Here is a 13,200-nt window from a genome sequence, read left to right on the forward strand (position 1 = left end):
GGCACAGGGCTCACCAATCCTCTTCGGTGTAGCGGATGACGCCGCGGATGTTGCGGCCGTCCAGCATGTCCTGGTAGCCCTCGTTGATCTGGTCCAGACGGTACTGGCGGGTGATCATGTCGGCGATGTTGAGCTTGCCGATCTTGTACATCGACAGCAGCTGCGGGATGTCGAGCTTCGGGTTGGCGCCACCGAAGATGGAGCCCTGCAGGTTCTTCTGCAGCAGCGTCAGCATCGCGAGGTTCAGCGTCACGTCGCTTTCGAGCATGTTGCCCATGCCAGTCAGCACACAGGTGCCACCTTTGGCGGTGATGCCCATCCACAGATCGACGTCCTTGCCGTGGACCTCGCCGACGGTGACGATCACCTTCTGGCACATGCCGCCGTGGGTGGTCTCCGCGATCGCCATCGCAGCCTCTTCGACCGACGCGAATGCCGCGGTGGCACCGAACTTCAGCGCCTGCTCACGCTTCCACTCGACCGGGTCGATGGCGAACACGTTGCGGGCACCCGAGATAACGGCGCCCTGGAGGGCTGCCGTACCGACGCCGCCGACACCGACGATCGCCACGTCCTCGCCGGGACGGACGTCACCGCTGCGGGTCGACGAGCCGTAGCCGGTGGGGATACCGCAGCCACACAGTGCGGCGACCTCGAACGGGATGTCCTTGTCGATCTTCACTGCCGACGCCTCGTGGACCACCATGTAGGGCGCGAAGGTGCCCAGCAGGGTCATCGGGTAGACGTTCTCGCCGGCTGCCGTCTGGATTCGGAACGTGTTGTCCGACACCGCTTCGCCCTGCAGCAGCATGGCGCCGAAGTCGCACAGGTTGGCCATGCCCGACTGACACGACGGACACTTGCCGCACGACGGGATGAACGACAGCACAACGTGGTCGCCGACCTCGAAGTCGGTGACACCCTCGCCTACCTCGGCGACGACGCCCGCACCCTCGTGGCCACCCAGGATCGGGAACCCGGCCATCGGGATGCCGCCGGTCATCAGGTGATGGTCGGAGTGGCACATGCCCGCCGCTTCCATCTTGATCTTGATCTCGTGGGCCTTGGGATCGCCGATCTCGATATCCTCGATCGCCCACGGCTTGTTGTGCTCGCGCAGCAGCGCGCCCTTTGTCTTCACTGGTCTCCTCCGTTCGAACCCGGCAACAAACTCGCCCCGGGAAGTCCGTCGAGCGACGTTGCCGTCGCTTGTGACTGTAGTCACTCAATCACAAAATTGAAACGTGTCCTAGTCCGTGTTCCATCGCCACCGGCACCCGCCCGATCACCGAATCCGGCGCCGGGACACCTCGACACGGTCAGTCGGCCAGACCGGCGTCCTTGGAGCCGTAGCTCGCCCGCAGGGTCGGCTTGACGACCTTGCCACCGGCGTTGCGCGGCAGCTCGTCGACGATGACCAGGCCCTTCGGGTGCTTGAAGCGGGCCAGGTTCTCGTTCAGGTAGGGCTCGAGGTCGGCCAGGGCCAGGTCGGTGACGCCTTCGGCCAGGACGACGACCGCCACCGGCACCTCGCCCCACTTCTCGTGCGCGCGGCCGATGATGGCGGCCTCGCTGATGCTCGGGTGACCGAACAGGACGTTCTCGACCTCGGCGCAGTAGATGTTCTCGCCGCCCGAGATGATCATGTCCTTGGCGCGGTCGACGACGTAGAGGAAGCCGTCCTCGTCCTCGCGCACGAGGTCGCCCGAGTGGAACCAGCCGCAGGCGAACGCGTCGGCGGTGCCCTGCTCGTTCTGCCAGTAGCCCTTCATCATGTTGGGCCCGTGGTAGACGATCTCGCCGACCTCGCCCTGCTTGACGTCGTTGCCCTCGGGGTCGATGATGCGCGCGGTCACCGCGGGCACGACCTTGCCGATGGAACCGATCTTGTTCATCGCATCCTTTCCCTCGAGCACGCAGGTGATCGGCGACATCTCGGTCTGACCGAAGACGGCGACGTTGAGCGCGTCAGGGAAGGTCTCGTTCATCGCCCGCAGCACGGTGTCCGAGGCAGGGGCGGCGCCCCAGCTGGTGACGCGCAGCTTCAGGTCTCGCGGCTTGGCCTGCTGGGCGGCACAGACGGCTTGCCACTGGGCGGGCACGAGGAAAATCGAGGTGGTGCCCTCCTTCTCGATGGTGTCGAGCATGTCGTTCGGGTCGAAGGCACCGAGCGGATGGATGACCGACAGCGCACCCATGTAGAACAGCGGCGCCATCGCGCCGAGTCCCGCGATGTGGAACATCGGCGCGACGCACGATCCGATGTCGTCGGATCGCGTCTGCAGTGCCTGCAGACAGGTCACCGCCTGCGCCTGCATGTTGGTGTGGGTGAGCATGGCGCCCTTGGGCTTTCCGGTGGTACCCGAGGTGTACATGATCAGCGCGACGGTCTCTTCGGGGACGTCGATCTCGGGCAGGTCCGAGGAGTCCTCGGCGACCAGCGCCTCGAAGTCGAGGTGGCTGTCGTTGTCCGATCCGCCGACGACGACGATGTGGTCGATCGCGTTGGTCGACGCGGCGACGGCGTCGGCGAGCGGGGCGAGCATCGTCTCGGTGACGATCACCTTGGCACCGCTGTCGTTCACGAGGAACGCGATCTCGGCCGGGCTCATGCGGATGTTCACCGGCACCGGGATGGCGCCGATCAGGTTGGCGCCCAACACCGTTTCGACGTATTCGCTGCGGTTCAGCAGGACCACGAGGATGCGGTCACCGAACTGGACGCCACGACGGGTCAGGGCGGCGGCGAAGGCACGGGTCCGCTCGTCGAGTTCCTTCCAGGTGGTGACCTCGCCCTGGAACTTCAGGGCCGGGCCCTCGGGGTTCATGAAGGCGTGGCGCTTGATCTGGTTGTTCCAGTGGTTGCGGCGTGAGCGCAACGGTTCGGTGGCGAGGTCGGTGACGGTGTCGACGGTCGCGGTCATACGATCGGTCTCCTTGTTGTCTGTCGTCGTGACGAAGGTGGGTCGTGAATGCGTCTGCGGGAGTGCGGTTTCGGCGTCGTGCCGAGCTCACTTCTTGCCGGCGAAGGCGGCGATGGCGGCTTGGAACTCCGGCGACTGCAGCAGTTCGGTCTGCCCCTCGAGTTCTCGCTCGATCGCGGCCTCGAAGCCCGACATGGTGTGGGCGTCGAGCGCGGACTTGGTGAGCCGCAGTGCGGACCGACTCTTGCCGGCGAGCTTCGCGGCTACCTTGTCGACGACTTCGTCGAGCGCGGGCCGGTCGTCGTAGACGCCGTCGACCAGTCCCGCCGCGAGAGCCTCAGGGGCGCGCAGCTTTTCACCGAGGAGCGCGAGTTCGTTGGCGCGGACCCGGCCCACTGCAGAGGTGAAGAGCATCGACGCGCCGCCGTCGGGCATCAGGCCGATGTTGATGAAGGCGAGCAGGAAGTACGACCGCTTCGTCGTGTAGATGAGGTCGGCGGCCAGGGCCAGCGAGGCACCGATGCCAGCGGCTGGTCCATCGGCGGAGGCGATGACCGGAACCTGGGATGAGCGGACCGCGCGGGCGAGTTCCGAACCGACGGAGATGATCCCGCGAGCCTGGTCGGGGTCGAGCCCCGACGAACCGTTGGCTGTCGACTGTGAGTTGATGGAGACCACGTCGGCTCCGGCGCTGAAGCTCCCGCCGGCCCCGTCGAGAACGATGACGCGGACGTCGTCGCGCTTCGACCACTCCTCCATCGCAGCCTTGATGCCGTGGTTCGCCTCGGTGTCGAGAGCGTTCATCTTCTCCGGGCGGGAAATCGTCAGCCGCGCGACTCCTCGGTCGTCGACCGAGGTCACGATTGCCTGGCTGGTCTCGTCGCTCACTGCACTCCCCACTCGTGACCGGACAGATAGACACAGATTCTCGGATCTGTGCCATCGCCTAGAGTACTACCACAGTGCGACGCAGATCACGAGAATCTTGGTTAACTTATACGCGTCGCTGAATACCCCTTGCTGGGGTTTTCGGACGATTGCCCCGAAAATCCTGTGTGAACATCGTATCCGGATAGAGTGTGTCGCCATGACCGTGCGCGCGGGGACGTCGACCTCTGACACGTCTCAGACCGTTGCGCCGGGCATTCGACGACGCCGTCCGACCGACCGCAGGCGGCTCATCATCGACGCTGCGGCGAAGGCGTTCAGCGACGGCGGTTACCACGCGGTTCGCCTCGACGACATCGCCGATGCGGTCGGGATCTCCGCGCCCGCGCTCTACCGGCACTTCCCCAACAAGTACGCGCTGTTCGCCGAGACCACCGCTGTCCTCGCACGGTCGCTCCGGTCGGCGCTCGATGCGGTGGAGCCCGGCGGCGACGACGAACTGCGCGAGCTGCTCGTGGCGATCACCGCGGCCTCCTTCGAGAACCGCCGCACGGGTGGCCTGTACCGGTGGGAGTCCCGGTACCTCGCACCGGCCGACCGGGACCTCGTCCGCGATGTCGTCGTGCACCAGCACCGCCGTGTTCGCGCGGCGGCGCGGCGCCTGCGTCCCGACCTCCGCGATGCCGACGCCAATCTGACCGTCGCCGCGATGACCAGCGTCGCGGCCAGCCCGACGACCCATCACTCCTCGCTGCCGGCGCGCGAGGTCACCACCCTCATCTCCGATGCCGCGTTCGACCTGCTCGACGTCGACCTCCCCGATCCGGTGGGACCGCCGGCTCCCGCCGCTCACGGCCTCGCACCGGCGGCGAAGCGCGAGATCATCCTGACCGAGGCGATCAACCTGTTCGCCGCCCGCGGCTTCCGCGACGTCACCATCGAGGACATTGCGCATGCCGCGGGCCTTCCGGCGTCCGGCGTGTACCGCCACTTCCCGAGCAAGGTCGCGATCCTCGAGGCCGCGTTCTGGCGGGCGACCGACCGCGTCACGGCCGCCATCGCCGAGGCCCTCGCCGATGCGTCGACGCCGCACGAGGCACTCGTCGGCATGATGCGCCGATACGTTCGACTGACCTGCAGCTCAACCGATCTGATCAGCGTCTACGAGACCGAGATCGGACACGCCACCCCCGAGGCCCGGGATGCGCTGCGCCATCAGCAGCGCATCACCGTCGATGAATGGGCGACCTGGATGAGTCGCGAGCGAGCGAACCTACCGATCACCCACGCGCGATTCCTGGTGCACGCGGCACTCAACGTCGTCACCGACCTGTCGCGGCTGCGGCCACAACCCTCCCCCGAACGCATCGAGGCGCTGTCGGCGCGGATCCTGTTGGGCGGGAACGCAACCCCTACAGCACCGCGAAGTCGTCCATCAGCCAGCGACCGTCCTGCTGCACCAGGGTCACCTTGACGCGTGTCTGGTACGGGAACCCGTCGGGGAACTCCTGTGCGGTCTGCGGCGACTTGACGGCCTGGTCGAGTGTCACGAGCACGACGGCTTTCTCGTCGTCGAGCGACATGATTCCGGCGTTGTCGGCCTTCGCGGTCGACACGGCCGCTGCCTCGGTGGAGCCCTTTCGGGCGTCCTGCGAGGACTCGATGTAGGTCTGGGTGAACGCGGGAGTGGAGATCTCGCGGATTCTGCGGTCGAGGTCGGAGTAGTCGGCCGAGTTGTAGGTGGTGATCTCGGCGGCGTACTTGCGTGCGGTGTCGAGGATCGTCGAGTCGATCGCCCCGGCCGCAGTGTCTGCCCGACGGTCGGCATCGACGTAGGCGACAGCCAACACCGCGGTCGACGCCGCGAGGATGACGGCGACCGCCACCAGCGCGACGACCGCCCAGGTCTTCTTGCCGAGACTCGTCGCCCAACCGGTCCAGCGGTCGCTCTTGCCCGACGCCGCGGCCGGGTCGAGCTTGCGTGGTGAGCGGTCCTTCGCGATCGTCTCGTCGGAGTCGATCGTGCCCTCGAGCGCGGCGTCGGCATCGACCGCCTCCCCGCGACGGGCCGCCCTGCGGGCCGCTTTCGCCGCCTTGGCCTCCGCCTCGGCTCGGTACTTCTCCCGGTTCGTGCGGTTGGCCTGCAGGAAGTGGTCGCCGTCGAGCGGGGTCACGCCGTCTTCGACGTCGGGCGTCACCGTGGTGGCGTCGGGGGCGTCGGAGGTCTGACGGGGCTTCGGCATGGGTTCAATGTAGCGATGCCGCTGTGGGCGCTGTGTCCGGCGTCATACCGCCGGCAGATCGCCGAGGCTGCCGAGGTCCAGCGACACCCACTGCTGAGGGTCGAGGTACACCTTGGTCTGCGGACCGTGTTCCTTCTCGGCCATCTCGATGTACGGTTCGACGGCCTGCGGCGGAAGGTAACGAGATGCCATCTCGCGCAGGTCGTCCCGGGTTCCGGCGACCATGTCGATGGCATTCCCGGACACCGAGACGTACATGAGGCGCGGCGACACCTCGTCGACCATGAGGGTGAACCGCCCCGCCGCCCGGATGAGGTTCAGCTTCCGCGACTCGGTGCCGGTGAGCAGCCATGGTCGTCCGCCGGGTTCGTAGTGGTACCAGATCGGCACCGTCAGCGGAGCCCTCTCGGGTTCGGCTTCCACGGACAGGGCCGCGACGTGTGGTTCTGCCAGAAACGCTTCTCGTTCGCTCTTGGTGAGTGCCATATTCCGACGGTAAACCGGGCCTCCGACAGTTCGTGCCCGATTCGCGCCGGTCGTGCCTACTTCCAGGGAGCGAGAACCTCGGCGGCGCGTTCGGCGAGCACCATCTGGAACAGCGGACCGAAGCTCACGCGTCCGACGCCGAGCGCGGCGAGTGCCGCCTTGTTGTTCTTGGTCGGGTGCCCGATGGCGTTGACCGGCAGCGGAAGTTCGTCGGCGAGCCGCTTCTGGGTGGCGTCGTCGTGGAAACCGACGGGATAGAGCACGTCGGCACCGGCCTCCGCGCAGAGCTTCATCCGCGCGATGGCGCGGTCGACGCGGTCGGATTCGTCGCCGACCTGCTTGAGAAACAGATCGGTGCGGGCGTTGACGACGACGTGGACATCGGTGGCGTCCGACGCCGCACGCAGGGCGCCCACGAAGTCGGCGTGCTCCTGCGCCTCGCGGAGTCGCCCGCCCTCACTGTGGACGGTGTCCTCGATGTTGAGGCCGACAGCACCGGCGTCGATGAGGCCGTCGATCAGCGTCTTGGGATCTTCGCCGTAGCCGGATTCGATGTCGACGGAGATCGGGACGTCGACCGCTGCGGTGATCTGTTTGATCCGCGTCGTGAGTTCCCCGAAGGTGATGCCCTCGTTGTCGGGTTTGCCGATCGAGTCCGACACCGGGTGACTACCGACGGTGAGTGCGGTGAATCCCGCGGACACCGCCAGATTCGCCGACCATGCGTCCCATACCGTCGGCAGGATCACCGGGTCTCCGGGCCGGTGGAGTTCGAGCAGTGCCTTGGCCTTGTCGGCGAGTTCCGTCATGACCCCTACAACTACGCCGGTCGACGCGCACATTCCGGGGGTTGGCGAAAAACTACTTCCGCCAGAACAAATGGTGGGTGACCCCGCTCGGACTCGGGACCACTTCGTGCCCGAAACGGTCCTCCAACTCGGCGGGCGAGTTCCACAGACGCAGTCCGTTTCCGTAGGTGACGGGTGCGACCGCGATGTGCAGCGTGTCGATGAGATCGGCGTCGAGGAACTCCCGCACGGTGCTCACGCCGCCGCCGATCCGAACGTCTTTGCCGTCGGCCGCGGCCTTCGCCTTCTCCGCGGCCTCGGCCGGCGTGGCGTCGAGGAAGTGGAACGTGGTCTCACCCAGCGTGAACGACGGGCGGAGGTGGTGGGTGAGGACGAAGACCGGGGTGTGGAACGGCGGCTCGTCGCCCCACCACCCCTGCCATTCATGGTCGACCCACGGACCTCGCTGGTGCCCGAATTTGTTGCGGCCCATGATCTCCGCACCGATGTTGTGTGTGAAGTCGCGCGTGAAGTAGTCGTCGAGTCCGCGGGTGCCACCGGGATCGGTGCGGTTGGGCCAGCTCGCGGTGGCCCCTGCCCAGGACATCATCTCCCAGGGTTCGACGGTGTCGCCGAACGGCCGCTCGAAGGTCTGATTTTCACCGGCACCGATCCCGTCCTGCGAGACCGCGAAGTTCTGCACCCTGAGTAGCTGAGCCATGGCATCCATTCCTGTTGTCGTCGGGCAATCCAACCAGGACAGACTCGAAACCGCAGCGAGACTCATCGGTGCAGCGCAGCGTCAGGCGATGGCGGCCTTCACGATCTGGGCGAACGGCGTCGACGACCGGCCGATCAGCGTCTGGAGGTCGCCTGAGGTGGTGTCGAGTTCGCCGCGGGCGATGCCGGCATCGGAACCCGCCAGCACGGCGGCGAACTGCTCCGGGATGCCGTTGTCGGCGAGCACCTTCGCGTAGTCGGCCTCCGGCAGGTCACGATACTCAACGGTCTTGCCGGCCACCTCGCCGATGACCTTCGCGAGGTCGGCGTAGGTGAGTCGCTCATCGCCGCCGAGTTCGTAGACCTTGCCACCCTGATCGGCATCGGAGGTGAGGACTGCGGCAGCCGCAGCCGCGTAGTCGGCGCGGGCGGCACCGGCGACCTTGCCCTCGCCCGCTGCACCGAACAAAGCGCCGGACGAGACCGCCTGGCTGATGGCCTGCAGGTAGTTCTCCCAGTACCAGCCGTTGCGGAGGAAGACCGCGGGGATCGACGACTCGCCGAGTCGCTTCTCGGTGGCCACGTGTTCGGGCGCCAACCCGAGTCCGCTCGTAGCGGCGTTGAGGAGGCTCGTGTACGCGATCAATCCGACACCGGCCGCTTCCGCCGCCTCGATCACGTTGGTGTGCTGCGGAACTCGACGTCCGACCTCCGAACCCGAGATCAGGAGCAGCTTGTCGACACCGTCGAGTGCGCGCCGCAGCGCCTCCGGATCGTCATAGGAGGCAACCCGGATCTGAACGCCCTTCGACGCCAGATCGGCAGCCTTCGACTCGTCCCGAACGATCGCCACGATGTCCGCGGCCGGGACTCCCCGCGCGAGCAGCTCGCCGATCGCCAGCCCGCCGAGCTGTCCGGTGGCGCCTGTCACTGCTGTGGTCATGTTGTCTTTCCTCTCGTCGTGACTGGGCTCGACTGTACGCACTTACTTTTCGTAAGTGCAATACGAACAGTTAGCGGGTCGCTGTGACCTTCGCTAACCTGAGGTCATGTCCGACCACGACCCGACCCTCGAAGCCGACGTCTTCGCACGCGACTGCTCGTCGAGGTCGACGCTGCAGACGGTCACCGGCCGCTGGGGCACGCTGGTCCTGATCGCGTTGCGCGAGAGCAACTATCGATTCAGCGCCCTTCGACGCCGCGTTGACGGTGTGAGCGAGCGAATGCTGTCGCAGACGCTTCAGAACCTCGAACGCGACGGCATGATCGTGCGGACGGTCCTGGAGGCGATCCCGCCGAAGGTCGAATACGACCTGACTCCCCTCGGCAGGCAGGTCGCCGACCAACTGCAGGGGTTGATCGATCTGCTGCAGGGCCACATGCCGACGGTGCGTGACGCGCAGGCGGAGTACGACGGGCGGCGCGGGACGAGTGCCTGAGGCGGTCAGCGCGAACGAGCCGGCAGCAGCAGCAGCAGTTCTATCGGCACAATGCCTAGCGATGGACCCCGGGACAACCGATATGCCATAGGCTCGAGGAATGATCGTTACCGGTGCGATGTTGGCGGAGGCCGCTACTGTCGCTGACGGCAAGCTATATGTACTCGGGGGCGTCCTTACAGATTTTTGGCAACCGCCAGGGGGCTATCTAATCGAGACCCTTCTGATTGTGCTTATCCAGGCAGAGGAGGGAGACCTTCACAATCCGCAGTTCGTCGAAGTCTCCATCACCACACCTGACGGAAAGAGCGGCTCTAGCAGGCTCCCCGTCCCCGAAGTGGCAACCGCAGGAACCAGAGCCGGTTTCTTCTTTCACAAGATCGGCTTCGAGGCGAAGGTTCCCGGCCAGTACGTCATCGTTGTGGAATCAGTGTCACTTCCAATTGAGGTTCATGCACCGCAATTTGGGTAGCGTGCGGGTACGGCGTTCCGCCCCAACCTGATGCAAGGAATTTAGCCTCGATGCGGACTTCACGAGGACCCGGCACCAACCGGACAGGTTCCGCAGCCTCCATCCGACGGTCGAACTCCTCGTCCGTCATCTCGAAGTCATCGTCGTACTCGTCGCCTACCTGCTCCATGTTCACATCCTCCTCCAGGCAGTCCGTAGTTGCCAGATCCCATCTTCGACATCGATTGGCTGGAGTATGACCCTGATCCACCCCACCGCATCATGAGTCTCCACCAGCAGCCTCTCCCCGTGCACCTCGTCAACTTCCCAGCCCGCACGGTCGTATTGGTTCGGGACACACGCCGCCCGGACTTCCTCAACTGACAGGTTGTGCTTTGTTCGTAGCTTTCTAGCGACACCATCTGAGGCGCGGATCTCGCCAATCCAGAACCCACGCGTTGCCACACCGTTGAGACTAGTCTGATCGCGCACTGGGTACCTGGACTGCGAGCCGAACCAGTTACCCAACCTGCAACCTGCACCGCGGTGCGGAACCCGACGGCATGAAACTACAAGAGAGCCCACAGAAAAAGCCCGCCGCCTGCTTTCGCAGGGGCGGGCTTCTTGTTCTGCTCCCCCAACTGGACTCGAACCAGTAACCGTTCGATTAACAGTCGAATGCTCTGCCAATTGAGCTATGGGGGATTGCTCTGGCTCTCGTTCAGCGCCGTGAGCGCATCACTTGAACCGAGGACAGACTCTAGCGCATGCCGCCGCCGGACAACAAAACGGCAGGTCAACGAGGAGACAGCTGCTGTCAACGGCCAGTTTGATGTCCCCGCTGGTGGCCAGGTAAAAGTCCCCACCCTGTGCGGGATGTTCTAGGTGGGTGGTACCTCCGTTCGGTGTGTCATGCGGTAGGAGTCGCCGTCGGTGATGACGATGGTGGCGTGGTGTAGGAGCCGGTCGAGGATGCTGGCGGCGGTGGTGTGTTCGGGCAGGAATCGTCCCCATTGTTCGAAGGGCCAGTGGCTGGCGATCGCGAGAGAGCGGCGTTCGTAGGCGCCGGCGACGAGCCGGAACAGTAGTTGGGTGCCGGTGTCGTCGAGTGGTGCGAATCCGATCTCGTCGAGGATGAGCAGATCTTGGCGTAGCAGGGTGTCGATGGTTTTGCCGACGGTGTTGTCGGCCAGTCCGCGATACAGGGTCTCCACGAGGTCGGCGGCGGTGAAGTACCGCACTTTGTGTCCGGCGTGTACTGCGGCGATCCCCAGCCCGATCAGGGTGTGACTCTTGCCAGTCCCGGCTGGGCCGATCAAGGCCAGATTGTGTTGGGCTCGAACCCATTCCAGTGAGGATAGGTATTCGAAGGTGTTGGCCGGGATGGAGGATGCGGCCACGTCGAACGATTCCAGGGTTTTGGTGACCGGGAACCCGGCAGCTTTGAGTCGGTTGCGGATGTTGGAGGCATCACGAGCGGCGATCTCGGCTTCGACCAGGGTCCGCAGCACTTCTTCGGGTGTCCATCGCTGGGTTTTCGCGGTGAGCAGTACCTCGGGTGCGGTGCGGCGGATCGAGGCGAGCTTCAATCGGCGTAGCGCTTGGTCGAGGTCGGCCGGTAGTGGCGGCACTGTTGGTGCAACTGATGTCGATGTTGTGGTGGTCATGACACCTCCTTGTCGCCGGCGCCGAGCTTGTAGGCATCCAGCGAGCGGGTGGGCGCGGTAGGCAGGTGCCCGAGCAGTGCTGTGCCGGCCGGTCGCGGGTTGGGGGTGCCGGCTCCGGCATCGAGGATCGAACGCACATCGGCGGCCTTGAACCGTCGGAATGCCACCGCCCTGGTCAGGGCGGTGAGCACCTGTTCGTGGCCGTGGGAGGTGACGAGCCCGAGGATGTCGTCGAGTTCACCGCTTAGGCGGGTGTTACCGATCGCGGCGGCACCGACCAGGAACTGCTCAGCAACCTCACCGAGAGCGCAGAACTGCTTCTCTGCTGCGGTTTTGGGTCGTGGTGCACGACTGGGCGGTGTGCGTGGCCCGCCGTAGTGGTCATCGTTGAGGACGACCTCTCCGGGTGCGGCCAGCAGATGTTCGGCGATCACCTCGCCTGAGGCGGGTTCGGCGATCAGGAGCCGTTCACCGTCCTGGATGAGGGTCACGGTGGTGCCGATGAGCCGGTTGGGTACCGAGTAGCGGGCCGAGGCGTACCGGATACATGAGAGGCGATCGACCTTTCGGGTGACCGGCGGTGGGCCGACTTGGGCCCGCAGAGATGGCAACGTCGACAGCACTTCTCGTTCCACATCGAGTTGCTCAGCAGGCACGCACAGTGTGTCGCTGTGGCGGCGGGTGTTGACCTCGACACACCAGTCCCGCGCGGCCCGGTTCGCTGCGTGCACATCCAGCTGCACGTCGTCACGACCAGCGGCGATCTTGGCTTCGGTCCACAACGGTTGCGCCAGATCTGACTGCGCGTACCCGCAGAGGTTCTCCACGATCCCTTTCGATTCCGGATCGGCGCCGTGACAGAAATCCGGGGCGAACCCGTAGTGGGTGGCAAACCGCACATACGAGGGGGTGGGTACGACGACGTTGGCGACGACTCCACCTTTGAGGCAGCCCATCCGATCAGCGAGTACCTTGTTGGGTACTCCACCGATCTCCTCAAAGGCTTCAGCGATGAATCCGAGTGTGGTGGTGGATGTTTCATTGGTGGCGAACCGAACGAACCGCCAGCGTGAGAACGCCAACACCGCGCAGAACATGTGCAGGCCGCCGATCACGGCCCAATCGATGACCAGGTAGTCACCCGGAGCCCACACTGCCGGGCGACGCCCACGATGGTGATCACGGCGCCACTGTGTTTTCTCCTGGGCGACGAGACGACGGAAGTTGCGGGCCGAGCCTGCATAGCCCGCCGCTCGCGCTACTGGTAGCAGACGTTTGGCGGTGATCCGGCCGTGTGACCGCTCGACTCGCTCGGCGACCAGCTCGGCGACGGTGTCGTAGTTGCGGGCCCGTTCCTTGCGATCGGGTGGTTGATCGTCGGCCTCGAACCGGTCGACCACACGTTTGACGGTCTTGTGGGTGGTGCCGCACACCTCGGCTGCGGCGCGATAGCTTCCGAGTTCTCGGTAAGCAGAAATGATGTCCATACGGTCCTTCGCAGACTTCAATGGAACTCCCAGGCGGTGATGGTGATCGGTTGGCACCTTCACCGTCATCGCCTGGGCCCTCAGTTCCGGGTCGACACGACGAACAC

General features: G+C 65.3%; 14 protein-coding genes and 1 tRNA gene. 3 read left to right on the forward strand and 12 right to left on the reverse strand.

Annotated features, from left to right (window positions below; all coding sequences use genetic code 11):
* Nucleotides 1-10: 10 nt before the first annotated feature.
* The 3 genes from GKZ92_RS14995 to GKZ92_RS15005 form a co-directional block, all read right to left on the reverse strand.
* Nucleotides 11-1,141: an NDMA-dependent alcohol dehydrogenase gene (locus tag GKZ92_RS14995; RefSeq protein ID WP_006356778.1), complete on the reverse strand. Its 1,131-nt coding sequence runs from the start codon at nucleotides 1,139-1,141 to the stop codon at nucleotides 11-13.
* Nucleotides 1,142-1,319: 178 nt separating this feature from the next.
* Nucleotides 1,320-2,924, reverse strand: coding sequence for a fatty-acid--CoA ligase FadD5 (gene fadD5 / locus GKZ92_RS15000; RefSeq protein ID WP_035752746.1), 1,605 nt, complete (start codon nucleotides 2,922-2,924; stop codon nucleotides 1,320-1,322).
* Between the two features lie 87 nt (nucleotides 2,925-3,011).
* On the reverse strand, nucleotides 3,012-3,812 hold the full coding sequence (locus GKZ92_RS15005; RefSeq protein WP_155225393.1) for an enoyl-CoA hydratase/isomerase family protein: 801 nt from the start codon (nucleotides 3,810-3,812) through the stop codon (nucleotides 3,012-3,014).
* A gap of 199 nt (nucleotides 3,813-4,011) precedes the next feature.
* Between GKZ92_RS15005 and GKZ92_RS15010 the strand changes: the two genes are divergently transcribed.
* Nucleotides 4,012-5,286, forward strand: coding sequence for a TetR/AcrR family transcriptional regulator (locus tag GKZ92_RS15010; protein ID WP_006356775.1), 1,275 nt, complete (start codon nucleotides 4,012-4,014; stop codon nucleotides 5,284-5,286).
* On the opposite strand, the gene GKZ92_RS15015 is transcribed toward GKZ92_RS15010, so the two are convergent.
* The 5 genes from GKZ92_RS15015 to GKZ92_RS15035 all read right to left on the reverse strand — a co-directional run bounded on the left by GKZ92_RS15015 (nucleotide 5,225) and on the right by GKZ92_RS15035 (nucleotide 8,992).
* Entirely contained in the window at nucleotides 5,225-6,055 is an 831-nt protein-coding gene (locus tag GKZ92_RS15015) for a hypothetical protein (protein ID WP_006356774.1), read from the reverse strand. The genes GKZ92_RS15010 and GKZ92_RS15015 overlap by 62 nt on opposite strands.
* Nucleotides 6,056-6,097: 42 nt before the next feature.
* Nucleotides 6,098-6,541 (reverse strand): pyridoxamine 5'-phosphate oxidase family protein, encoded by a 444-nt coding sequence (locus tag GKZ92_RS15020; RefSeq protein ID WP_006356773.1) that lies wholly within the window; start codon nucleotides 6,539-6,541, stop codon nucleotides 6,098-6,100.
* 56 nt (nucleotides 6,542-6,597) lie between these two features.
* The gene (locus GKZ92_RS15025) at nucleotides 6,598-7,350 is read right to left on the reverse strand and encodes an isocitrate lyase/PEP mutase family protein (protein ID WP_127962791.1); all 753 of its coding nucleotides are present in this window, start codon (nucleotides 7,348-7,350) and stop codon (nucleotides 6,598-6,600) included.
* 52 nt (nucleotides 7,351-7,402) lie between these two features.
* Nucleotides 7,403-8,050, reverse strand: coding sequence for a dihydrofolate reductase family protein (locus tag GKZ92_RS15030; protein WP_127962790.1), 648 nt, complete (start codon nucleotides 8,048-8,050; stop codon nucleotides 7,403-7,405).
* Nucleotides 8,051-8,131: 81 nt separating this feature from the next.
* Nucleotides 8,132-8,992 (reverse strand): SDR family oxidoreductase, encoded by an 861-nt coding sequence (locus GKZ92_RS15035; protein WP_127962789.1) that lies wholly within the window; start codon nucleotides 8,990-8,992, stop codon nucleotides 8,132-8,134.
* A gap of 106 nt (nucleotides 8,993-9,098) precedes the next feature.
* Here GKZ92_RS15035 and GKZ92_RS15040 point away from each other — a divergent pair, with 106 nt between their 5' ends.
* Entirely contained in the window at nucleotides 9,099-9,488 is a 390-nt protein-coding gene (locus GKZ92_RS15040; RefSeq protein ID WP_006356769.1) for a winged helix-turn-helix transcriptional regulator, read from the forward strand.
* Between the two features lie 100 nt (nucleotides 9,489-9,588).
* Entirely contained in the window at nucleotides 9,589-9,960 is a 372-nt protein-coding gene (locus tag GKZ92_RS15045) for a hypothetical protein (protein ID WP_006356768.1), read from the forward strand.
* Nucleotides 9,961-10,131: 171 nt separating this feature from the next.
* Here the strand turns inward: GKZ92_RS15045 and GKZ92_RS15050 are convergent, their stop codons facing one another.
* From GKZ92_RS15050 to istA, 4 genes are all read right to left on the reverse strand, one after another.
* Nucleotides 10,132-10,404 (reverse strand): hypothetical protein, encoded by a 273-nt coding sequence (locus GKZ92_RS15050; protein WP_127962788.1) that lies wholly within the window; start codon nucleotides 10,402-10,404, stop codon nucleotides 10,132-10,134.
* 167 nt (nucleotides 10,405-10,571) lie between these two features.
* A tRNA-Asn gene (locus GKZ92_RS15055) sits at nucleotides 10,572-10,644 on the reverse strand.
* Nucleotides 10,645-10,820: 176 nt separating this feature from the next.
* The gene (istB, locus tag GKZ92_RS15060; protein WP_006361228.1) at nucleotides 10,821-11,606 is read right to left on the reverse strand and encodes an IS21-like element helper ATPase IstB; all 786 of its coding nucleotides are present in this window, start codon (nucleotides 11,604-11,606) and stop codon (nucleotides 10,821-10,823) included.
* On the reverse strand, nucleotides 11,603-13,114 hold the full coding sequence (istA, locus tag GKZ92_RS15065) for an IS21 family transposase (protein ID WP_075863973.1): 1,512 nt from the start codon (nucleotides 13,112-13,114) through the stop codon (nucleotides 11,603-11,605). The genes istB and istA overlap by 4 nt, the downstream gene beginning before the upstream one ends.
* Between the last annotated feature and the right edge of the window lie 86 nt (nucleotides 13,115-13,200).

It is taken from the genome of Gordonia sp. 135 (genome assembly GCF_009720185.1).
In the GTDB taxonomy this organism is placed as follows: domain Bacteria; phylum Actinomycetota; class Actinomycetes; order Mycobacteriales; family Mycobacteriaceae; genus Gordonia; species Gordonia alkanivorans.

Bases quoted from the DNA above. Each gene is read 5' to 3' on its own strand.
- istB (WP_006361228.1), bottom strand. From the start codon at position 11,606: ATGACCACCACAACATCGACATCAGTTGCACCAACAGTGCCGCCACTA.
- GKZ92_RS15020 (WP_006356773.1), bottom strand. From the start codon at position 6,541: ATGGCACTCACCAAGAGCGAACGAGAAGCGTTTCTGGCAGAACCACAC.
- GKZ92_RS15015 (WP_006356774.1), bottom strand. From the start codon at position 6,055: ATGCCGAAGCCCCGTCAGACCTCCGACGCCCCCGACGCCACCACGGTG.
- GKZ92_RS15045 (WP_006356768.1), top strand. From the start codon at position 9,589: ATGATCGTTACCGGTGCGATGTTGGCGGAGGCCGCTACTGTCGCTGAC.
- GKZ92_RS15025 (WP_127962791.1), bottom strand. From the start codon at position 7,350: ATGACGGAACTCGCCGACAAGGCCAAGGCACTGCTCGAACTCCACCGG.
- GKZ92_RS15030 (WP_127962790.1), bottom strand. From the start codon at position 8,050: ATGGCTCAGCTACTCAGGGTGCAGAACTTCGCGGTCTCGCAGGACGGG.
- fadD5 (WP_035752746.1), bottom strand. From the start codon at position 2,924: ATGACCGCGACCGTCGACACCGTCACCGACCTCGCCACCGAACCGTTG.
- GKZ92_RS15010 (WP_006356775.1), top strand. From the start codon at position 4,012: ATGACCGTGCGCGCGGGGACGTCGACCTCTGACACGTCTCAGACCGTT.
- GKZ92_RS15035 (WP_127962789.1), bottom strand. From the start codon at position 8,992: ATGACCACAGCAGTGACAGGCGCCACCGGACAGCTCGGCGGGCTGGCG.
- GKZ92_RS15040 (WP_006356769.1), top strand. From the start codon at position 9,099: ATGTCCGACCACGACCCGACCCTCGAAGCCGACGTCTTCGCACGCGAC.